The sequence below is a fragment of the Treponema sp. OMZ 803 genome (assembly GCF_024181165.1).
Taxonomy (GTDB): Bacteria; Spirochaetota; Spirochaetia; order Treponematales; family Treponemataceae; genus Treponema.
This window is the reverse complement of record NZ_CP051195.1, coordinates 470,509-493,658: the sequence shown is the minus strand read 5'-3', so window position 1 is coordinate 493,658 and position 23,150 is coordinate 470,509. Positions and strand designations below refer to the sequence as shown.

At 44.5% G+C, this 23,150-nt stretch carries 19 protein-coding genes; 6 read left to right on the top strand and 13 right to left on the bottom strand.

The genetic code is table 11. The features are described from left to right. Window position 1: 1 nt before the first annotated feature. From ABH09_RS02245 to ABH09_RS02195, 11 genes are all read right to left on the bottom strand, one after another. The gene (locus ABH09_RS02245; protein WP_253715032.1) at window positions 2-562 is read right to left on the bottom strand and encodes a hypothetical protein; all 561 of its coding nucleotides are present in this window, start codon (window positions 560-562) and stop codon (window positions 2-4) included. A 96-nt stretch (window positions 563-658) separates the two neighbouring features. Beyond that, window positions 659-1,018, bottom strand: coding sequence for a hypothetical protein (locus ABH09_RS02240; protein WP_162662374.1), 360 nt, complete (start codon window positions 1,016-1,018; stop codon window positions 659-661). A gap of 554 nt (window positions 1,019-1,572) precedes the next feature. Next, window positions 1,573-2,256 (bottom strand): hypothetical protein, encoded by a 684-nt coding sequence (locus ABH09_RS02235; RefSeq protein WP_162662372.1) that lies wholly within the window; start codon window positions 2,254-2,256, stop codon window positions 1,573-1,575. 140 nt (window positions 2,257-2,396) lie between these two features. Continuing rightward, the gene (locus ABH09_RS02230) at window positions 2,397-3,749 is read right to left on the bottom strand and encodes a sodium-dependent transporter (RefSeq protein WP_253715031.1); all 1,353 of its coding nucleotides are present in this window, start codon (window positions 3,747-3,749) and stop codon (window positions 2,397-2,399) included. After that, window positions 3,750-4,571, bottom strand: coding sequence for a tetratricopeptide repeat protein (locus ABH09_RS02225; protein WP_253715030.1), 822 nt, complete (start codon window positions 4,569-4,571; stop codon window positions 3,750-3,752). Between the two features lie 16 nt (window positions 4,572-4,587). Continuing rightward, entirely contained in the window at window positions 4,588-5,670 is a 1,083-nt protein-coding gene (locus ABH09_RS02220) for a uracil phosphoribosyltransferase (RefSeq protein WP_371922137.1), read from the bottom strand. Between the two features lie 361 nt (window positions 5,671-6,031). Further along, window positions 6,032-7,633 carry a lysine--tRNA ligase gene (gene lysS / locus ABH09_RS02215; protein WP_253715028.1) on the bottom strand — a complete coding sequence of 534 codons (1,602 nt, stop codon included), beginning with the start codon at window positions 7,631-7,633 and terminating at the stop codon, window positions 6,032-6,034. A 138-nt stretch (window positions 7,634-7,771) separates the two neighbouring features. After that, window positions 7,772-8,782: a DNA polymerase III subunit delta gene (gene holA / locus ABH09_RS02210; protein WP_253715027.1), complete on the bottom strand. Its 1,011-nt coding sequence runs from the start codon at window positions 8,780-8,782 to the stop codon at window positions 7,772-7,774. Window positions 8,783-8,791: 9 nt separating this feature from the next. Further along, window positions 8,792-9,058, bottom strand: a complete 267-nt coding sequence (locus tag ABH09_RS02205) for an HPr family phosphocarrier protein (protein ID WP_162662363.1) — start codon at window positions 9,056-9,058, stop codon at window positions 8,792-8,794. A 9-nt stretch (window positions 9,059-9,067) separates the two neighbouring features. Next, window positions 9,068-10,057: an HPr(Ser) kinase/phosphatase gene (gene hprK, locus ABH09_RS02200; protein WP_162662361.1), complete on the bottom strand. Its 990-nt coding sequence runs from the start codon at window positions 10,055-10,057 to the stop codon at window positions 9,068-9,070. A gap of 52 nt (window positions 10,058-10,109) precedes the next feature. Continuing rightward, the gene (locus tag ABH09_RS02195; protein WP_162662359.1) at window positions 10,110-11,408 is read right to left on the bottom strand and encodes a cyclic nucleotide-binding domain-containing protein; all 1,299 of its coding nucleotides are present in this window, start codon (window positions 11,406-11,408) and stop codon (window positions 10,110-10,112) included. A 346-nt stretch (window positions 11,409-11,754) separates the two neighbouring features. Here ABH09_RS02195 and glgX point away from each other — a divergent pair, with 346 nt between their 5' ends. The 6 genes from glgX to ABH09_RS02165 all read left to right on the top strand — a co-directional run bounded on the left by glgX (window position 11,755) and on the right by ABH09_RS02165 (window position 20,034). Continuing rightward, window positions 11,755-13,899 (top strand): glycogen debranching protein GlgX, encoded by a 2,145-nt coding sequence (glgX, locus tag ABH09_RS02190; protein WP_253715026.1) that lies wholly within the window; start codon window positions 11,755-11,757, stop codon window positions 13,897-13,899. A gap of 11 nt (window positions 13,900-13,910) precedes the next feature. After that, window positions 13,911-16,361, top strand: coding sequence for a glycogen/starch/alpha-glucan phosphorylase (locus tag ABH09_RS02185; protein ID WP_253715025.1), 2,451 nt, complete (start codon window positions 13,911-13,913; stop codon window positions 16,359-16,361). 60 nt (window positions 16,362-16,421) lie between these two features. Then, a complete protein-coding gene (gene ndk, locus ABH09_RS02180; protein WP_253715024.1) occupies window positions 16,422-16,865 on the top strand; it encodes a nucleoside-diphosphate kinase in 444 nt (147 codons plus the stop codon). 111 nt (window positions 16,866-16,976) lie between these two features. After that, window positions 16,977-18,302, top strand: a complete 1,326-nt coding sequence (ffh, locus tag ABH09_RS02175; RefSeq protein ID WP_253715023.1) for a signal recognition particle protein — start codon at window positions 16,977-16,979, stop codon at window positions 18,300-18,302. Window positions 18,303-18,414: 112 nt separating this feature from the next. Further along, window positions 18,415-19,176: a hypothetical protein gene (locus ABH09_RS02170; protein ID WP_253715022.1), complete on the top strand. Its 762-nt coding sequence runs from the start codon at window positions 18,415-18,417 to the stop codon at window positions 19,174-19,176. A 78-nt stretch (window positions 19,177-19,254) separates the two neighbouring features. Continuing rightward, window positions 19,255-20,034, top strand: coding sequence for a ComFC family protein (locus tag ABH09_RS02165; protein ID WP_253715021.1), 780 nt, complete (start codon window positions 19,255-19,257; stop codon window positions 20,032-20,034). A gap of 70 nt (window positions 20,035-20,104) precedes the next feature. On the opposite strand, the gene secF is transcribed toward ABH09_RS02165, so the two are convergent. Continuing rightward, entirely contained in the window at window positions 20,105-21,343 is a 1,239-nt protein-coding gene (gene secF / locus ABH09_RS02160; RefSeq protein WP_253715020.1) for a protein translocase subunit SecF, read from the bottom strand. Beyond that, window positions 21,340-23,085 (bottom strand): protein translocase subunit SecD, encoded by a 1,746-nt coding sequence (secD, locus tag ABH09_RS02155; protein ID WP_162662344.1) that lies wholly within the window; start codon window positions 23,083-23,085, stop codon window positions 21,340-21,342. Before secD ends, secF begins: the two co-directional genes overlap by 4 nt. Between the last annotated feature and the right edge of the window lie 65 nt (window positions 23,086-23,150).

The window sequence follows — 23,150 nt, the reverse complement described above, 5'->3', positions numbered from 1 at the left end:
ATCAACCAATTACTATTAATGGGCGTTCCTGACTCATTGCTTTTTGCTCCAAGACACCTACTATTCTTTTGATTATATTTTTAAAATATTCAACCCATTCTTTTATATTCTTTTCTTCAATATATCTAAGCCAAATATCTGTATCATTATTATATACATCTCTTATGGGTTCGTAATTTTTCATAAACCATTTTTTAATATCATCAGACATATTTAGCAATGAATAATTTGAAGGGGGCTTTTTCATATTTTTTCTTATTTCATTTTCTTTTTTTGTAATGTATTGTAATTCTTCTTGTGTTAAATAATGACTTATTCTATGCCTCTCAATAGCCTCAGAGCCTATTCCATCTGTCTCACTTAGCTGAAATTCGATGGTAAATTTTGATCCTGTATAAAAATTAAAAGCACTTTGAGAACATTGAAACCAAAATATTACATATAATTTATTTATTTGCTTATAAAACCCAAGCATTCCACCTTTAGTTTTTTTATATCTTAATGCTTTAAAATCATCCTTAATTATTGCATTTATAGTTTTATATACTTCAGTTGATTTCATTTTTCTCTCCTGCACTAAAGGTGTACGTCTAACATTCGTTTAATCTGCATTTGCGGCTTGTCTGAAATGTCAGTATTGAAGTAAGTGTTAGAAGTTTTATCCTTCTCCTTTTCTAATGCCAAACGCAATCATTCCGATAAAGAACCATAACGCTACTGATAATATATTAATGATAATAAATGGCAGTAACTTCTTTTTCTTAACTGAAAACCCGATTGGAATTATTGTACCTAAAATGATAATAATACTCATAAAATTATCAAGTAAACTATGCTTTGAAAGAATAAATAATGGAACACCAAGTAAAATTATTAAATAGTCCTCTTGTAACATTTCGATGTATGTAATTGATCCATCAGATATTTTGTAAATACATAATGATAATACAAATAAGAATAAGAAAATAAAGAAATAAATACTAATAATACTAACTTTATTTTGTGTTAATTTATTCATTTGTCTGTTCCAGTTCTATAATCTGATTTGAAATAAGTAAAGTCATATTCTTTCCATTTTTTCAAAGCTACGTTTCTATTATTAGAATACCTCAAGTAGCATAAAATCACGTATTACTACTCCCTTAGTAAGTTTGACTTGCTTTCTATAACCAAAACTGTACTTTTCAAAATAATCAAAGTTCTTTTCAAAATAGTTTAATAAAGATTCCGGTTTTGAATATTTTAAAGAAAGAACTGTATGGATAGGAAAAAAAAGAAGAAAAATTATAAAAAGAATTGAAACAATACCATAAATACCAAATCTATTATTTTTCTTTTTAGAAACAGCGTTCTTATTTGAGATTTTATTTTTAAGTTCTATAATACCAAAAATTATTCCGATTCCAGGAAGAATGAATACGAAAAAGTAAAATGATATTAGTAAAAAACCATTAAAAACTATTTTTTATTCTCCAAGCATTCCAGAGGGGTATCCGGGTAACAGGCAGTTAAGCTGGCAAACGGACTTATCCCGCTTGCCAGCGTTGAAGCGGGTGTTAGATCGCTCGTCGATTACTTAACTATGCTTAATTCAAAAGTATCATATTCTATAGTTCTAGGGAAACTAGTAATTGTTAGAACTGGTTTTGATTTACTAAAATCAACTTTTTTATATTGTGTAATAAATTGAATATCTCCCGAGACAAAATCATTATTACTATTTTTCAATATTTTAATCATTCCAATAGGCAACTCATTTGTCACTATTTCATTATCATTTTTTACTAAACTAATATTCAGCACAATAGTATACGTTTTATCATTGACCAGTAAAATATTAAAAGGTATGCGGTTTAGATCGAGTTTGCCTACAAGTATATTTTTAACAGTACCTTTTTTGGGTAATAAAATTAATTCATTCGATTGAGCAATGTGTGCATTATTCATATTATTACTTTGGTAATTCTCAACAAAATATAAACTTACATCTGTTACTATTTCATCATAATCACCCTTGTTATCGCAAACTAAAGCAAATTGAATATTATCCTCGTTAATATCTACTTTTGGAACAGCAATGCTCACATTATGCTGTAATGGTTTAATTTTAGAATAAAGATTAAAAGCTGCAATAATTATACTTAATATACAACCAATAAAACCCATCCATTGTGATATTCTGTCAAATTTGTTTTTTTTCACTACCCATTTTTTTCCTTTTTTTTCATTATTGTCACCTATAATTTTGTCAACCACATAACACCCCTTAGACCTTTCCTCATAATATCATAGAAACTACACGCTTTCAATCTAAACTATACCTCGCCAAACAGCCTCATCTTTCTATCATAGCATTCGCCGGAACACATCATCAACAGCCGGATTAGGCCTATGCTCTAAAATCCCTCGCCGCGCATCAATGCAACAACGCACAAAAACAATGCGAAGAGTGTGTACACGTATTTACCAAGGTAGTACCAGCCGTTGCCGTAGCGTTTCTTTGCTCCGGTGTTGATTTCGTCCAAAAGCTCATCTTTTTTCATTACCCAGAACCAGGAAACAGCGCCGAGCACTGCACCGATCGGTATAATATATGTGGAGACCAAATCCATCCATGCGCCCCAACCACCGAGAATTGCGCCCTTGGTTTCTGCAATGGGTTCCATAAATACACCGATGCCGAAGGTGATGACGCCAAGAACGGTAATCACCGCGGTGCGTTTTAAGCCTTTAAACGTGTGCATCAGCGATTCGGCGACCACTTCAAGCATATTTTGCAAGGATGAAATTCCTCCGAACACGACGACAAGGTACAGGATGATACCGAATATTCTGCCGCCGGGCATTTTTTGAAGAATGGAAGGAAGGACAACGAATAGCAAACCGGGACCGCCTGCGGGATCCATCCGATAAGCAAAGCACGCAGGGATCATCACAAGAGCTGCAACAATCGCCGCGATGGTATCGAACAGTGCGGTATTTTTTGCTCCAGCTACGCAGTCATGATCTTTACTTAAATAAGCGCCGTAGACAATCATTCCCGAGCCGGTAATAGATAATGAGAAAAAGGCCTGCCCCATCGCGGTTATCCACACGGACGGATTTTTTAAATGATTCCAATCGGGGGTAAATAAAAACGTATACCCTGCAAAAGCGCCGGGCAAAAATGCCATACGAACTGCCAATGCCGCAAACAATATGAAAAAAAGCGGCATCATTATTTTATTTGTTTTTTCGATTGTATGTGCACCGAGCACAATGGTCAGCAGCGTTACAATAATAATAACCATATGATAGGGCACAACGCTGAACTGCTGAAAGGCAAAGGATTCAAACCACTGTCCGGGTTCTACCGTCATAATACTGCCCAATACGGACTGCGTAAAAGCCTTGAGTACATACGCGATGATAACGGCATACCCGATGGCGATTGTAATTGAACCCGCCAAGGGCAGCCATCCGACTATCTTACCGATGCCCTCAAGGTCTTTGCGGCCGTGCTTCCACGCATAGGCATAGGAACCGAGCGTCCCCGTACCGCTGCGGCGGCCGATTGCGTATTCTGCGGAAAGTCCGACATATCCGAAAAGGATAACAAATAAGATATAGATGAGCAAAAAGGCGCCGCCGCCGTTGCTTCCAAGTTTGTAGGGGAAACCCCACACATTCGCCATACCGACAGCCGAGCCGACACAAGCGAGAATAAACCCTACATTGCTGACAAACCTGTTATGCTTTTTTCTTATCATCTACCTTTCATCTACCTTCGCCTTTTCAAAATTAGTACTCGGTTCAGCCTTGGAATTGGAGGCGGCTTTTCCCGATCGGTTTTCGGTACCGCCCTTATTCCGCTCTTCTTTATCCTGCTTTTCTTGCGCTTTACCGTCTTTATTCAGCTCTTCCTGATGCTGCGGTTCTTTTTTCTGTTTTTCCGGCTCTTCCTGCGCTTTCTTGATTTTTTCTTCGAGTTCGGCAAAGGCTTTGTTTTCGCTGCTTTCGGTAAATCGAGTTTTCATCTCCTCAATAAAAGAAAGTGCTTGGTCGTACCGTTTGGAAAGAATCAGTATACGGGCATAATTGAGCACCGCTTCGGGATTTTCCGAATCCTCATCGTACAATTTTTTATACATTTCACAGGCGCGCGCTTCGTCGCCGGTTGCTGCAAGGCTGTAGGCATACGCCTTTGCAATCAACACATTACCGGGCGCTTCTTTGTATTGCCGTTCAAAAATATTCTTTGCCTTTTCCCAATCGCCTTGCAGCCCATACACTCGTGCCAAATTATACTCCGCCGCATTTTTATGCGCAGGATCTTTTGCCGCCTTTAGGTAAAATTCCGCCGCTTTGTCGTACTTGGATATCTCGGTATAGGCTTGAGCAATTTCAAAATAGGCTTTTGCTGTCTCGGAATCAACACTGCCCTTTGCAAACAGACCGGCAGCGGTTATAAAAAAAAGGAGAACAAACAGTATGCTGTTTTTCGGTACTCGATCGACAATATTGTAGACGTCCTCAGCGGAGTTAACAGCTGTAATTCGTTGAACCACCGCTCCCGTCGTCAATTGAACCACTCTCTCATCGATACGCTTATTTATTTTGAAGCACCACATTCTCAATCGCTCTCAACTGATGACGATACAAACCTGCAATAGTCGCGCCGTAATCCGCAATAAGCTGAATCATATTCCGCGGATGTTCAGCTTCATCAATCCCGTTGATCCTATCGCCCGCATCTCCCAGCCCGGGAAGAATATACGCGGCGGAGTTCAGTGCAGGATCCATCCACAGTGTATACACCGTACAGTTCTTTAAAGCGCGGGCGGCACACAAAGCTCCCTTGAGCGATGAGATGACATGGAAGCAGCTGATCGATTTCGGTTTCACTCCCTGCCGTTCAAGGTATTTGACAACAGTAATCAAACTGCCGCCGGTTGCATTCATCGGATCTGCAAAGATCAGGTCTTTTCCGTTCAATTCTTCTAAATTGAAATACGACATATCCAAATTGAGTACGTACTGCATATCGTCGACTTTTTTTGTATCATCCCGTTTAATCTTAAACAGTGCGAACGGGGTTACATAGCCGTGTGAGGAATATTCTTCAATCTCCTTGGACATAATCATCGACGGAAGGAGTGCACCGCGCAGCATAACACACATGACGGTATTTTCTATCTTATGATCGATGTCGCAGATTTTATGTACGGCATAGTTCTGTACGGGAACGGTAACCGGCGTTTTGGAAATAAGGTAGTTTTTGCTGTCTTCGTGGCTTCCGCTATACGCAAGTTTGAACAGCATTTCAAAGGCGCGCTGAGTATAATAGATGAATTCGTTATGACCGGTTTCGCTGCTGCGCAGTTTCGCCATAACGCGAGAGGCTTCCGCATGGCTTGCAAAATCAGTAATGAATGAATACACCTTGAGCTGAGGCACTTCTTTACAGATTTCCTGCAAAATCTTTCCCATTTTATCATATAATGCGATAATCTCAGTTTCAGCCGCATCTTTTTCTTTTATATCCGCGGCAGTATCGAGCCGTGTAAATTGTTGCATTGTCTGATTATACAATTCATCTAATTTTTTGAGATATGCATTATCCTTCGATGTCAAATACCCTTGAAGCGATTCCGCTTCCATAATAACTTGTTTCATATCAAACTCCTCTATTAAATTAAATACATAAACGCGGCCGGCTTTTTAAAGCATCCGAGAACCTCTAAAAACTTCAGTTTTTTAGAGGTTTTCCTTAAACTTTTTGCGATGTATTTTTATAAATTATTACAGTATAACAATTTATAAAAATACTCGTCGGGCATCTCTAAAAATCTAACCGAGTTTTTAGAGATGCCCATCCGTGTTCACAAAAAAAAACGCCCTTAAAAAAGAGCGTTTAAAAAATTCAATAATAACATAACAACCGGCTGCAAAGGATGAAGCGGCAAAAATGGGATACCTCTTGCCTGTCTTTTAAAGTAGAATGTACATTCAAAACCGCATTACAACCTTGTGCCATCATTTGCGCAGTATTCTAATAAAATGAAAGCAATTGTGCAAGCCGTTCCTTTCCGATTATCTTCATAAAACCTGCAAGGCGCGGTCCTTGGTCTTTCCCAATCAACGCCTGATAGACGGCGGTAAACAGCGCTTTCGGTTCGATTTCGCACGCATGAGCTACATCATACAGCGCAGTTGAAAAAGCCTTTTCATCAAGCGCATCCATCTGCGGTAACAGCTCATCGCGGATTTTGCAGAGCGCAGCGGTTTCGGCTGCAGAAAGTTCCGCCTTGCCGCCGTCGGTACGCAGTGCAAACCGGAAGTCTTCCGGCGCACATTCGGTAATCCAATACCATGCGCACTTCGCCCGTGCTTCAAAACGCTCCCGCTGTTCTTCCTCCATATCCGGCAAAAGCTTCATTACTGCTTTAATGTCTCCCGCATTGATCTGCAACAGGTTACAGAGGTGTCTGAACGGAATTTGATACGATATACAGGATGGCATCCCTTCAACCTGCGAAAGTTCATAGATGCGGCGTTCTTTCGCATACACCTCATCGTTTTTAGCCTTATCGACACCCCATGCAATACGCTCGGTTTTATCGTAATCCTCATAGGTTTTGATAACGTCCAAGTCGAAGCTGATGGAAAACTCCGTATTCGGCCTCGTTCCGGCAAACAAGTACCGCGCAATTTCGGGCTGATACACGTTCAAGACATCGGACAGACTGATAACCTTCCCCTTCGACGAGGACATTTTACCCGGCAAGCCTTTAATACCGATAAAATCGTAGCGGAAGCTGACGGGAGCAGGCCAATCATATACTTCATCCGCGACAAGCCGCGCCGTGTCGAAAGAACCGCCTTGGCTGTGATGGTCTTTTCCGGCAGGTTCAAAAACCGTTTTTTCAAACTGCCAGCGCATCGGCCAGTCAACTCTCCATCCGAGTTTTAATTCCTTTGAGGTGCGTAAGTCGGCCTTTTCCTGATGACCGCAGCTTGTACAGCGGTATTCCAATCCGTATTCGCCGTCGTAAGAAACAATCTCGGTAGTGTCTTTATTACAGTTGCAGCAAAAAGCCGCAACCGGCCAATATTCTTCCGTTGCGGGAATTTTATGCTCATCATCGCGGTAGCGGTTTAAGCAATCCTTTATTTTGTCGCGGTTCTGCAGCGCTTTTTTCATCCCTTCGGCATACATGCCGCTGCGATACCGTTCAGCCTGATATAAAAATTCGGGATGAATACCGACTCTCGGCAGCACCTGCTCTACATCTACTTCGTGATGACGCGCGTAAGACGTGTCGCGGCCGGTTGTGTCGGGTACCATTGTGATGGGATACCGCAGATAGTTTTGCAGCGTTTCTTTTCCCGGCATATTCTCAGGCACTTTGCGGAACACATCGTAATCATCCCACGAATAAATAAAGCGTACCTTTTTGCCGCGGTCGCGTAACGCACGTACAACTAAATCAACCGAGATAATTTCCCGGAAGTTGCCGATGTGAACGGTTCCCGACGGCGTAATTCCCGAGGCGCACGTATAAGATTCCAAATCGCCGCGCTCGCGTATAATCTTCTCCGCGGTTTGATCCGCCCAATGTACTAATTTCTGATTGTTTTGTTCTTTACTCATATCATCCCTGTTTTGAACTCAAACGCCCCTGTCAATTAGGCTCGAAAGGTTGTGTTTTAGTGATTGTTCGAAAAATATTGCGGAATTGTATACTGCGCGGGCGATTGTGTCAATTAAAGATACCCTACCGTCGCATAGTTAGCACAGCTGTGCAGCGTTACTATATGCGGCTAATTCACGCCCTTGATTGTAAATAATGCTGTAGAGGCAAGTATCGAGCAGCACTCCCGAAAGTTCTTGCCCCATCGTACGGATTTGCATATCGGTCTTATTTAAGAGCGATATAATACGGTACACGGTTTGTTCGTTCCATTGTCTGCTTGCGCGGCGGTATTGGTCAATCGCTTTTTTCGACGTAAAGCCTGCTTTTTTTAAACTGAAATCGTCAATCCCGCCTGTTTTCGCAAGAGCATGCCAGTCGCACAGCCGTCGAAAGCAGTAAGTAAGTCCCGCAATCAGCTGTACCGGCGAAGATTCTTTGGAAAGGGTCAGCTTTTGGCGGATATTCAACGCATATTCCAAATTGGCATTGCTCAATGCATCAAAAAGCGTAAACGGTGTTTCCTCTTTATTATGGGCAAGCAGACGTTCAACGGTCTCCGCCGTTAGCGTTGTTCCCGGCTCAAAAAAGAGGCTGATATGTGTGCATGTAGTTTTAAGCGCTTCGGTATTATTCTCCACCAGCTCCAACAGAACATCGATAGCATCATGTTCAATATTGATCCTCGATTGCGCAAAAAAACGGCGAATCCAATCCTGTTTTTTATTTTCGAACAGTTCCCAAAATATTTTTTTATGATCTTTAGGTACTAGTGCTTCAATTTTTTTATCGATGCCGATTTCATCGGAAATCAACACTAAAAAGGCGCCATCTTCATTGGGCGTCTGTTCAACCCACTGCGTAAGCGCTTGTATGTCTTCCTTTTTCTTGATTGCTTCCGCATTTCTTACAACGGCGAACCGAGCATCCGCAAATAGGGAACCGTTCTGTACGGCATCCAACACCACCGATATTGAGGTATCCGCCGCATAAAAGAGATGATTGTCGAGTTGTCCATATTTTTTTCCTGCACTCTTCCGCAGCGCTTCAAGCGCATCGCTCCGTTCCCCCAATTCGGGGCCGGTAAAAAGCCATAAAGGAGTACTCATCCGGTTACGTCATTCCTCTTCAAATTTTGCTGCAAAAAGCTGCTCAAGTGCAGCAATCGCTTCAGCTTCGTCGACGCCGTCGGCGGAAACGGTCAGCTCGGTTTGATATCCTGCAGCCATCGTCATCACGCCCATAATGGATTTTGCATTGACGGTAATATTCTCTCTTTCAAACATAATATTCGACTGGAATTTATTTGCCGTTTGTACAATCAACGATGAGGGGCGCGCATGGATTCCGGCACGATTTTGCACAATAATCTTTTTTGTTACCATAGTTTTTCCTTAATAGGTATCATCCGCCGAATAATACGGTACCCGGCTCGTATCGCTTTCCATCCAGCGCAGAATGTTTTGATTAAATTCCTTCGCAGAATAAACGCCCATACTTTTGAGCCGCTCGTTCATCGCGGCTGTTTCTAAAATAATCGGAATATTCCGCCCTGATTTTACCGGTATTTCCAAAAGCGGCAGTTTTACATCCAATATCTCGGTGGTAAGTTCCTCGGTACCGATACGGTCATACACTTTATGCGAATCCCATTCTTCCAGCTTTGCAACCAGCTGTATCTGCTTTTGCTCACGCACGGAACGAACCCCGTAAAGCTGCATGATATTGATAATGCCGAGTCCGCGTATTTCCATGTGATGCCCGATCATCTTATTGGCGCCCCGTCCAATCAAACTATTACCATTGATACAGGTGATTTCTACTACATCGTCAACGATCAAGCGATGCCCGCGCTCTACAAGCTCCAGCGCCGTTTCGCTCTTACCAACTCCCGAATCGCCTAAAATAAGAATACCGAGCCCGTACACTTCTACCAGAACACCGTGTATCGCGACTGTCGGAGCAAATACATTGGAGAGAACGCGCATCAGCCGCACGGAAAGCGCACTGGAGGAAAGGTCGGTTTGCAGCACAGGACATCCCGTTCCCTGCACCAGCTCTAAAAATACGGCAGGAGGAGGGATATTATGAGAAAAGATACAGCAAGGAATATCGTAGGTAAGCATTTTTTTGATATTTTCGAGAGTATTGCTTTCGATAAGTGTTTGCAAATAGGCGCATTCTCCTCTGCCGAATAACTGAACACGTTGATATGCAAAGGAATCAAAAAATCCTGACAGCGCAAGCCCGGGACGGTTTAAATCCGCAACGGTAATACTGCGCGTCAAACCCTTTTGCCCGCACACGCAATGCAGGTGAAGGGCATCGTGTTCTGTTAAGTCGAGATCGAGTAATTCAAGCACCGTTAAACTTTTAGAAAGCATGTGTGCAAGTATAGCGCAGCAGCAATTTTTTGTAAATGTGTTTATTCGAACATCAATCCTTCAAAGCTTTTAGTTCTGTTTTAAGTGCTGCGCTCTCGCGTGATTGACGTGCGAGGCGGTCTGCAAGGAGTCGTGACAAAAAGATACCGTAATGGGGATACGCTTCGATCAGCTTCATAAATTTCATCTTAGGCACCTTAACCAACGTACCGTTCCCGATCGCGACAATCGTTGCCGATCGCGTATCATTGGTGAGGAAAGCCATCTCCCCGATAAAGATATCCGCCGGTGTCAACACTGTCAGCAGCGTATTATTCACATAGACCGCATAGCGACCGGATCGAATATAAAAGAGATTATTTGTTTCGTCGTTTTGGCGACATACGACCTGCAAGTGATTAAAATGAAAGGTTTCTTGTTCCCGCAGAATTGCCGGCGTCAGATTGGTGCTGTCTTTCTGGTTCGGCACCTCGAATGAAACCTCATTTCCCGCATCATTATAATACAACTCCTTTACAAAGCTCTGACTCATCTTAATACCCATACCATGCAGCCCTGCCTCAAAAGGAGCATCAAGCGCGGAACGCCAGTCAAATCCCTTTCCATCGTCTTTGATGGTAATTCGCGTGCGTTCAGGAGAAATATCATACGTAATCAAGACTTTTTTTGTTCCAACGGCAGGATCCTTCCGTTTTATCCTGATGAGCTCAAGTACATCCTTTCCCTGTTTGAGCCATTCTGATTTTTCATTATAACTGATATTGCAATTTCCATGCTCTACGGCATTCAACAGCAGCTCCATCATCGCGCCTTGAAAGGCACTCCGTTCAGCCTCATTCACACGATCGGTATTATAAAGGTAGGTAGAAATGAGATTTGCATAGAACATAATTTCGAACGGGTCGGTCTCACTCATAAAGCTGCCATGCTCAAGTTCATTCGCAGGATGGTTCATACCGCGATTGACTAAAAAATGTTCATGTGAATTTAAAATTTTAATAATTTGCGCAACATACTGTTCAAATTCCTTGCGCGTTAAAACGAATAAAAAGTTAGGCTCTTTCCGCTGCGTCAACGTTGCCTTTTGATCCTGTGAATCGGTAATTGCAATAACGCCCCCGAACAGCAGCCACGGATCATCCTTTACCACTTTAAGGCATTTTTCCGCATGAACTGCCGGATCACCGAAATCGATAATCTTGATTTCCGGCATCTCGTATCGAAAAGCGGCAAGCGCTTCGCTGTAATCATGTAATTGTTGCGAGATAATACTGAAGTTTGACTGCTTACACGCCTGCTGCATCGCGTCTACTGTGGTTACAACCGTACTGACAATCGGAATCTTCTTCATAACTTTTATCCTTCTGTGTGAAATTTTGTAGATATACAAAATTTCACACTACTTTTAGGAAAGGCGGGCAAACGCATCAGACAAATAAATATGAATCGCAAAATCAGGAGATTGGGCAAGCATTTGAACCATCTTCAACGGTTGTACATCCGTGTACAACCGTTGAAGGCGAGTTTTGTACGTGCACAAAACATCGCTGCTGCATGGAACCACTGCCATCCTTGGCAGCTCTGCTTGAACAACCTCTTTATTCCGCGGGGTGGTAAAAAACAGTCTGGTGCGATTACCCTGTGCTTGAAGAGAGTATAGCATAATTTTACTTTTCGTGCTACATTTCGTTTCGTTCATGGAAAACCTATCATTTTTGCCGGGTAGCCCGCTTCCAGCCGGTGCTGCTGTCTATTGCGACGGCGTAAATTTCAGTGTCTTTTCCCGACATGCTTTTTCGGTAACGTTGGATATCTTTGCAAAATCCGAAGATTCCGCGCCTTGTTGTTCATACACTTTTGATCCTCAAACGAATAAAACAGGAGATATCTGGCATGTCTTTGTAAAAGGACTGCCGAAAAATGCCTTATATCTTTACCGCGTAGACGGCCCATTTGCCCCTTATGAAGGAATGCGTTTTAATGTCGGCAATTATCTGCTCGACCCATACTCACAAGGACTTGCCAACACAGAATCTTTTAGCGGAAATTTTTCTACGCAAACACCTCCGCCGCATATAGACGGCGACCTTGCTTTTTTAACAAAACAGTCGCCTGCTCACTTTCCCAAGTGCATCGCAGTAGCTCAAGATGATTTTGACTGGCAGGGCGACCATCCCCTCAATTATCCGTTGAAGGACTGCATCATATACGAAGCGCATGTAAAAGGGCTTTCGTGCCATCCCAATGCACCGCAACAGCACAAGGGAACCTATCAGGGGATTATCGATACTATCCCGTATTTAAAAGAGCTGGGTATTACCAGCCTTGAACTGCTGCCCATTCAGGAATTTAACGCGCATGAATTGACTAGAATAAATCCTCGAACCGGCATGGTGTTAAAAAACTACTGGGGATACAGTACCATCGCCTTCTTTGCGCCTAAGTCGTCGTACGCTTCCGACCGTGAAGGCATAGGTGCGGTATTCGAGTTCAAACGGATGGTGCGCGAGCTGCACAAAAACGGTATCGAAGTGATTCTGGACATCGTATTTAATCACACGGCGGAGGGCAGCGAATTCGGGCCGACCCTTTCGTTCCGCGGCTTGGACAATACCGTCTATTATATATTAGAAGATAACGCCCGCTATTACCGGAATTACTCCGGCTGCGGCAACACCTTCAACTGCAATCACCCGATTGTGCAGACCTTTATCTTGGACTGCCTGCGCTACTGGGTTATCGAAATGCACGTTGACGGCTTCCGGTTCGACCTCGGCTCCATTTTGGGCAGGGATCAAAAAGGGAAACTGATGGATAATCCGCCTACCCTTGAGCATATTGCCGAAGATCCCATATTGAGAAAAACAAAGATCATCGCAGAGGCATGGGATGCGGGCGGCGCCTATCAGGTAGGGAACTTCCCCGGCGGCAGGTGGGCGGAATGGAATGACCGCTTCCGCGACGATGTGCGCCTCTTTTGGCGCGGCGATTCCTCCCATGCTAGGGAGCTTGCAACACGTGTAACCGGTTCCGCCGATTTGTACTCCGGCAACGGACGCAAGCCTTTCCATTCCATCAACTTTGTTACCAGTCATGACGGCTTTACCCTCTACGATTTATTAAGCTACGATAAAAAACACAATGAAGAGAACGGAGAGGACAATCGGGACGGTACCGATTTTAATTGCAGCTATAACAACGGTTTTGAAGGGAAAACCGAAAACACCCGCATCGAAACCCTACGGAAGCAAAAAGCAAAAAACATCCTGCTAACGCTCATTTTATCGCTGGGAACTCCGATGCTAACTGCCGGAGATGAGGTACTGCGGACACAACGGGGAAACAACAACCCCTACTGCCAAGACAACGAGATAAGCTGGTTCGATTGGTCGCTGACACAAAGCAATGCCGACATACTGACCTTTGTAAAAAAATTGATCCGCCTGCGCAAACAGCATCCGGCGTTCCTGCGTTCGGAATTTTTAACGGGAACGCAATCCGGAGACCGGCGTAAGCAGGATATCAGCTGGTATGATGCACAGGGCAATACCCCCAATTGGAACCAACCTTCATCGTTTTTAGCGTATTTTCTTGACGGTTCCGCGGCGGAAACGAGAGCCGAATGCGATGATAACAGCTTTTACATCATATTAAACGGCGGTAGTTTAGACGTTACTGCAACGATATGCCCTCCTCCGCAAGGAAAGCATTGGTATCGGCTGATCGATACATCCTATCCGGCAGGGGAAGATTTTACCGATCCCGAACAGGCGCCGCTGTCGGAAAATCAGCAAAAATATGTTGTATTAGCCGCGACAGCCGTCGTGTTAATTCTGAAATAGCGAGGTAGATTATGTCTCAATTAAAAGAAACCTTACGGGCAAGTATTCTAGGCAAGTTGAAACGGAATTTCAGCAAGGACATATCCGAGGCAACAAAGCGTGAGCTCTATGATGCCGCAGCGAGCAGCGTTATGGATAGCATCCAGCCGAACATATCCGCAACCAGAGCCGCGCAGGAGCAACCCGATGTACGGCAGATGTATTATTTCTCTGCCGAATTTTTGATGGGGCGAGCGCTTTCGAATAACCTGAACAACACCGGTATGCGCGCCGTGATGGAAGAACTTTTAACGGAGCTTTCCGCCTCGTATCGGGACATCGAGGATGAAGAACCCGATGCAGGGCTTGGAAACGGCGGTCTCGGTAGGCTCGCCGCCTGTTTTTTGGACTCGCTTGCAACGCTCGATTACCCCGGACACGGCTACGGTATCCGCTACCAGTACGGTATGTTTGAACAGCGAATTGAAAACGGGTATCAGGTGGAATACCCCGACAATTGGCGGCGTTATCGCGATCCGTGGGAAATACGCCGCGATGATTTAGCGGTAACGGTACGCTTCGGCGGCACCCCGATATGCACGCAGCAAGAAGACGGCACCCTGTGCTATCGGTTGGAAAATGCCGAGGAGGTTATCGCAACCCCCTACGATATGGCGATCATCGGATACGGCACCAAAACCGTCAACCGCCTGCGCCTGTGGGAAGCCTCCTCTCCCAATGGATTCGACCTCCAGCTCTTTAACAATATGGAATACACCGCTGCGGTTGCAAAGCAGAACTCCGCAGAAAATATTTCGCGCGTATTATACCCCAACGACAGCGGCCCGTCGGGAAAAGCGCTCCGCTTAAAGCAACAGTATTTTTTCACTTCTGCAAGTTTACAGGATTTAGTGCGTTCATTTATCCATAAACACGGTACAAATTTTTCCGACTTCCCGCGTTATAATGTTATCCAGCTAAACGATACGCACCCCGTCGTGGCAATCCCCGAACTGATGCGCCTTTTGATGGACGAACACCACCTCGGCTGGGATGCGGCATGGGCGATTGTTACGCAAACCTTTGCATACACAAACCATACGATTTTAGCGGAAGCGTTGGAAAAATGGCCGATCGAGATATTCCAAGGGCTACTGCCGCGCGTGTATCAAATTGTAGAAGAGATAAACCGCCGCTTCCTGCTGGAACTACGGGAAAAATACCCGAATGATTGGAAAAAACACAACAAGATGTCCATTATCGGCGAAGGAAAAATCCGTATGGCATGGCTCGCGATCGTCGGTTCCTTTTCGGTCAACGGTGTCGCGGCGCTGCACACCGAAATTCTTAAAACCAAAGAGCTGTCCGATTGGTATAACCTGTATCCACAGAAGTTTAACAATAAGACAAACGGCGTTACCCAGCGCCGCTGGCTTTTAACCGCAAACCCTGCGCTTTCGGCCTTTATTACGAAGTATATCGGCGACGGCTGGATTAAAGACCTTACGCAGCTGCGGCAGCTTGAAAAACTGGCTGATAATCAGGAAGCGTTAAACGAATTAATCGCAATAAAAAAACACAATAAAGAGCGGCTTGCGGAATTTCTCAAGCAGACGCAGGGTGTTGTGATCGATCCTAACTCGATTTTTGACGTGCAGATAAAACGGCTCCACGAATACAAACGCCAGCTCTTAAACATCCTGCATGTGATGACGCTCTATAACAGAATTATCGAAGACCCGACGTATGATCCTATCCCGCACACCTTTATCTTCGGCGCAAAAGCGGCGTCGGGCTATCGGCGGGCAAAGCTCATCATCAAGCTGATTAATACCGTCGCCGACCGCATCAACAACGATCACCGTGTACGGGGAAAATTAAAGGTAGTATTTGTGGCAAACTATTGCGTCTCGACTGCCGAAAAGATTTTCCCCGCTTCGGATATTTCCGAACAGATTTCCACTGCGGGTAAGGAAGCGTCGGGAACCGGCAACATGAAGTTTATGCTGAACGGTGCAATCACGCTCGGAACACTGGACGGCGCCAATATCGAAATTGTGGAAGAAGTAGGTGCTGAAAACGCCGTTATTTTTGGTATCACCGCCGATGAGATTCAAAAAATCGAGCACGAGCACAGCTATAATCCGCAAGAATACCTGAACCGCAATCCTGCATTGGCGAGAGCGCTGACCCAGCTTATCGACGGGACGTATACGCCGCCCTTTGACAACAGCTTTAGAGAATTGTATGATTCGCTGGTATACGGCGTGGAAGGTCAGCGGCCGGACGTCTATTACGTACTGGCGGACTTCGATGCATACACAGCAGCGCAGGAGCGAATTGTCGAATACTATCGCGACCAGATGAAATGGGCTAAAATGTGCCTTCTGAACATCGCCCGATCGGGTAAGTTCAGTTCAGACCGTACCATCGAAGACTATGTGCGGGATATCTGGAAGCTGGAAAAAGTGAGTGTCAATTAAGGGGAATGTCGAAAAGGAAAACACTTTTAAGACATCACCAAAAATGGGAGAAAAGAGATTATGGAAAGAACATTTGTAATGATGAAGCCGGGTGTGGTGCAGCGGCGGATTGCAGGAGAAGTGCTAAGCCGCTTTGAAAAAAAAGGGCTCAAACTGGTTGCCTTAAAGCTGATGCGTATCAGTCCGGAGCTTGCGAAAAAACATTATGCCGAACACGCCGATAAGCCGTTTTTCGGTGAATTGGTACAGTATATCACCTCCGGCCCCGTAGTTGCGATGGCCTTTGAGGGAGATGATGCCGTTGCGATTGTGCGGAAACTCTGCGGAGCAACAAAGGTTTTGAATGCGGAGCCGGGAACCATCCGGGGCGATTATGCCTTGCATACCAATATCAACGTTGTCCATTCGTCGGACTCTGCCGAAAGCGCCGCGCGGGAACTTGGCCTGTTTTTTCAGCCGGAAGAATTTTTCAGCTGGGAAGACAGCAATAAAGATTGGTTTTAACAAGAGCGGGGGTTCAGTCCATTTACTTTAGCTGATAAATATTGGACACCTTTTAACACTCAATCAGCGTCCCCCGCATGAATCAACACCCCGTACGAATAAGGATGAAAAATGCTTGAGAAAATTACCAATACGTTTAGCGGCATTGTCCGCAAGATAAGCGGCAAGGCAACCATTACCGAAAAAAATATTGAAGAAGCGGTAGAGGAAATAAAAATTGCGCTGCTCGAAGCGGATGTCAACCTCCGCGTGGTACGCCGCTTTATCAACGCAACAATCGAAGAAGCAAAGGGAGAAACCGTATTAAAATCGGTTAATCCCGGTCAGCAATTTATCAAGATTGTTCACGATAAAATTATTTCGTTTTTAGGCGATGAAAAGAAAAGCTTGCAACTGAAAGGCCCCGACACCCAGTCGGTTATCCTCTTCCTCGGCTTGCAGGGTTCCGGTAAAACGACATCCGCTGCGAAGCTGGCAGCCCGTTTAAAGAAAGAAGGCCGTAAACCGCTGCTCGTTGCCTGCGACCTCGTCCGTCCCGCAGCTGTGGAACAGCTCTCCTCATTAGGGGAGCGTATCGACATACCTGTGTATAAAGAAGACACCAAGGATGCGGTACGGGTTGCACAAAACGCGGTTACCTATGCACGGAAAAACGGCTTTGATACCGTTATCGTCGATACGGCGGGACGGCTGCAAATCGACGAAGCGATGATGCAGGAGATCGCCGCGGTAAAAAAGGCGGTCAATCCGGTAGAAACCCTCCTCGTCGCCGATGCGATGACAGGACAAAATGCTGCCGAGGTCGCCAAAGCCTTTGATGAACAGGCGGGGCTGACCGGCGTTATTTTAACCAAGTTCGACTCCGATGCTCGCGGCGGTGCGGCGTTATCGTTAAAAACCGTAACCGGCAAGCCTATCCTGTATGTCGGTGTCGGCGAAAAAATCGAAGATTTTGAACCGTTCTATCCCGATCGTATTGCCGGCAGAATCCTCGGTATGGGCGATATTGTTTCGCTCGTCGAAAAAGCGCAGGAAAATATCGATGCGGAAGAAGCCGCCCGCTTGCAGAAAAAGATGGCGACGGAAACGTTCACCCTTTCCGATATGCTCGACCAGCTTGAAAATGTCGAAAAGATGGGCTCGATTGAATCCATGCTCGATATGATGCCGGGGCTTGCCGGACAAATTTCTACAGAGGATATCGACAAAGCAGGCTTTAAGCGGCAAAAGGCGATTATCCAGTCGATGACGCTCAAAGAACGGGAAAATCACTACATCATTGGGCCGCCCCGCCGCAAACGCATTGCAAAGGGATCCGGTACATCCGTCGCCGAAGTAAACAAGCTGTTAAAGCAGTTTGAAAAGACCCGCCAAACAATGCGGAAGGTCGCAAAGAGCAAGGGACTGCAAGCGCGGCTAATGGGGCTGATGGGGTAGCAATCTGCTTCCACAAAAATTTTCTACTTATATAATATAATTGGAAAAATTGAGAATGTACTGATTATGATGAATTCTGATTAACAGCACTTATCGACCAAAGGAGGATATTATGAATAACTTTTTAAAAACAGTTTGGATTCCAGCGGCTGTTTGCGCATTCTGCCTTACAGCCTGCACAACGCTACCCTCTAAGGCATTGTATACGGAACCGGTCGCTGCAGGTGTTACAGTCAATACGACAAATCATCAGTTTGACGTTGTCTACGCTATTGATTGTTGCGTAATGCCCAAAGCAAAAGACGATTTTATCAGTTTTAAAGTCGATACAATGCTGTATACCTATCGGTTTGATTTTTCCGTAAACAACGGAATGAAGGCCATACTCGACCGCTTTTTTACCATAAGCAATATAGCCGATTCCCAGCATAGGCAAAACGGACAGCGTTACCTTGGTGAAACGACCCTCTATGTCTATGCATCATCTAAAGAGACGATAAGTAGGCTCATTGCCAAAGGAAAAATTGCAAACCATGTACGGTTCAACTTTTTGCTGAAGGACGGAAAAAAATACCTGTTGCTTGAAGGCTTCCAAGTAGAGACCCTCGATGGGAAATTGACCGTAGACGACTATATCGACAGTATCCCGTTTCATTACGACGATATAAAAAAGGCATATAGCTTTTTTAACGATACGAATCAGCTTGAAGAAAACCGGCAAAAGCAGCTACAAATAGCCATCGCTGCAAAACAGGCTGAAAAAGACAGTCAGACGGCAGCAACACAAGCTGAAAAAGATAACTCAGCGGCAGTTGACACTCAAAAGGCTGGTATAATTTCAAATTCTGAAAAATCTTCTGCAGAAAATCAATAAATACAAGCCATTTTCCTTCGCGTGCTATATAAGACCATAATAAGGCTGCAAAAGGTCGACCCTGTTATAGGAGATTATATGAAACGCATCGTGCCTTTGTATCATGTGAAGAATGTATTACGTAAATGTTACAGCGGGCTTTTGTGCCCGCAGACTTGTATCCTCTGTGGGAACGCAAGCGAGGCAGGGCTGCCGCTGTGCAGCCATTGTATTCAAACGGAATTTGAGCCGTATATCGGTTCCGATGATTTGGAGCATTTATGCCGAGCCGAGCCTCGCTGCAAGCACTGCGGGAAAATCCTCATTTCCGAGCACGAGTATTGTACCCGCTGCAGGCCTGTAAAGGATGAAACCGCAGAAAAACCGCGGCCTGCTTGCGATCGTATCTTTACGCTTTTTCCCTATATCGGTCTTGGCCAAAAATTGCTGCCTGTTTGGAAGAACAATAGTATTCGAACCTTTTCCACCGTATTTGCACCGCTTATCCACAACTTTCTCACACAGCATCCGGAGTTTGCAAGTCTACCGCTCGTACCGGTGCCGCCGCGTCCCAAAAAACTATGGGAAAAAGGCTGGGATCAAATTGAAGATCTTGCGAAGGATTTAGCGGTTTATCCGGAACTGACGATATACCGGTGTTTAAAGCGACAGGACGGCATTCCGCAAAAAAAGTTATCCAAGGCCGATCGCGCAGTGAATTTACAGGGGAAGATTACATTTTCGGCGAAGGCCGTTCCCGACAAAGTCATGCTGCTCGATGATGTGATGACGACCGGCGCAACGCTTGAAGCCTGTGCCCATGTGTTAAAAAATGCCGGATGTAGAGAAGTCTATGGGCTCTGTCTGTTTTTTGACTAAATAAGAAAAGAAAGAACCTCTAAAAACTCACGTTTTTAGAGGTTTACAATCTTTAGAGGTATATCAGTGATTATATGGTTACCTCGGCAACCGGCCTTTTTTTAGTACTACCAAGTGCTAACTCACCTGCGTGCTTTTTACCGGAAAAGAAGGTGATACAAGCGCCGGCAATGTAGATTGTCGAATATACACCGCTTATCATACCTACCAATAAGGCAAGCGCAAAGTCTTTCATGCTACCGGATGTAAAGATATAAAGCGAAACAGCGGCAAGCATTGTCGTAACGGTTGTGATAATTGTTCTGCTCAACACTTCGGTTTGTGCAAGATCCAAAACATCAACCAATGCAAGCTTTGGATTAAGCCGAATATTTTCGCGGATACGGTCAAATACGACAACCGTGTCGTTTATTGAGTATCCGACAATTGTCAGAATTGCCGCAATGGTGGTGGAATTAAACTCCATCTGCGTCCACACAATAAAGGTGATCATAATCAGAACATCGTGAACCAAAGCAAGCACGGCGCCTAATGCAAATGTCCAACGGAAACGGACTAAAGCATAAATGAAGATTAAGAACAATGCTCCAATTACCAGAAGTACCGCTTGGCGAGCAAGCGAACCGGAGAAGCGAGAGCCGACAAAATCGGTACTCAATACGGCAAAATTATCCGCTTCATAAGCAGCTACCAGCGCAGTATTAATTAAAGCCCGCAGTTCAGCGTTTGCATTGGTGTATGTGCCGTTATCAGGTAACCGAATTTGGAACACGCGGTCACGTGATTCACCAACTTGCTGTACTGAAACCGAAGGGATGGAAGCAAGTGCATGACGCACCTCATCGGCATCGATCGGTTGTATTTGCTCGGGAATATAATGCGCACGGAATGGCTCCGTCGTAAGGCGAGATGTTTCTGAGGTAATAAACACGCTTTGCAATGCGGTATCGGTCTTTGCAAGTGCCTTAACCTTTACACCATCAATTTGCTGTTGTATGGCCTCAATAAACTGCCCAACTGTGGGGTATTCAGTATACTTAAAAGATACAACCTTGTTTTCAGTATCCACCGAAATAACGGTAATATCAATTCCTTGGGAACTTTGTGCTACCTGTATATTTTTTTCGCCATCATACGTTAAAATAAATGCGGTAGGAGCAAATCGTACTTTCTCGATAAACCCTGCCTGGAAATCGATCCCGAAGTTAATACCTTTAGTAAAGAAACCTACAATTCCGGAAATAATAAGAGCAGAGCTCAAAACAACCATAACGGCAAAAAGCTTGCTGAATTTTATCGTTTTTTTCATGCGAGCGACCTCCACGTAATGTGCAGCTTTTCTTGGTGTAATGTTTCCGTGCCAAAATCAAAGATAAGCCGTGAAACAAAAAGAGCTGTAAATACGGAAGAAACAACACCTATTGTCAAGCTGTAAGCAAATCCCTTAATCGGGCCGGTTCCCAATATTGATAAGAACAAGGCTGCAATAAAGGTAGTGATATTGGAATCCATAATTGCCCAGAAGGCATGATCAAAACCGGTTTGAATAGCTGCTTCTCTACTTTTGTGCAGGGCAAGTTCTTCTTTAATTCTTTCAAAAATAACAACGTTTGCGTCAACCGCCATACCAATCGTCAAAATCATACCGGCAATACTCGGAAGTGTAAGCGTAAGATTAAAGGCTGAAAGCACGCTGAATACGATATAAAGATTCAATATCTGCGCGATACAAGCATTAATACCGGCTGCGCGATACCAAATCAGCATGAACGCCAAAACTGCAATTAATCCCCATTGCAACGCCATTAATCCCTGATTGATGGCTTGCTCTCCCATGCTGGCGCCTATTACCTGCTGGTTTTCCAATTCGAGCGGTACATTGAGCCATGCAGTGCGCAAAATTGTTTTAAGGTTTTCCGCCTCGTCCGCGCTGAAACCGCTGATAGTTCCCGTACCGCCGGTAATCGGCTCCTTGATATTCGGCGCCGATTTAATCTTATCGTCGGATACAATAGCCAACCGTTTACCTTGATTTGCGGTAGTGACGGTTGCAAAGATTTCCGAACCTTCCTTATCGAGTTCAAATACAACCAGCGGTTCATTGGTTTGACTCGTGGTTGTGCTTACACGCTGCAAGTGTTTACCTTCAAGCGCTGCTTCTTTCTTTATAACAAGGAAACCTTGCCGTTCATCCAAACCGTACACATCCTTGCTATATACACCGAGTACCTTGGTGTCTGCAGGAATAATCGAAGGATCAATAAGGTTATAGTCCGCATCAAAAGTACGCGTTGGATTGGCATTATAGTAGGAATAAAAAGCTTGAGTCGCATCATCGTCTACAATATGGAATGCAAGCAAGCCGCGCCCCATGATAATAGAATTGATCTTGTCGGCATCGGCAGCACCCGGAATCTCAACGTAAATACGATCTTCACCCTGCTGCCTGATAACAGGTTCCGTCAAACCGAACTTATCGATACGGCTCGAAATGGTATCAATAGCTAAATTCATCGCTTCTTTTTTTGCCGAAGTACTGCTATCCCCACTATCGCCGGTTACTGCACTTAAATCTGCTTTAATGATAATACTCATACCACCAGAGAGGTCGAGCCCGAGTTTTACGGCATTTGCTTGCGCGTTTTTAATACCGAGTATTTTGCTACGGTATGAATCCTCTAGGATAGAACTCATTGCCGAACGAGCCCTCTCTTCAGAACTCCCAGGGAATGCTGCGAGCAATGCACTCGCTGTCCAGACCGATGGACGTTCCTTACCGAGATCCTTTAAATTCTTCTTTGCAGCCTTAATAAGCGGATCATATTTTGCTGAAACCGGCTCGGAATCACCTTTTTTTGCAGATGCGATTAATGCATCAATATCCGTTTTTGTCATATTTATGACATAATCTTTAATTTTTTCTCTGGAACCGAGCGCCAGTGCCTTATCGTCTTTATCTGTCCAAAAATACCATTTAAGGGTGGGATACAAAAACACAAAACAGAGGCCTAACACAGCCAGAACAATCACGAATCGAGTTCGCTTTTTCATGTCTATCTCCTCATCTAACGGAAACAAACGTTCATACTGGGGGTTAGGCACAGCACGAACGATTT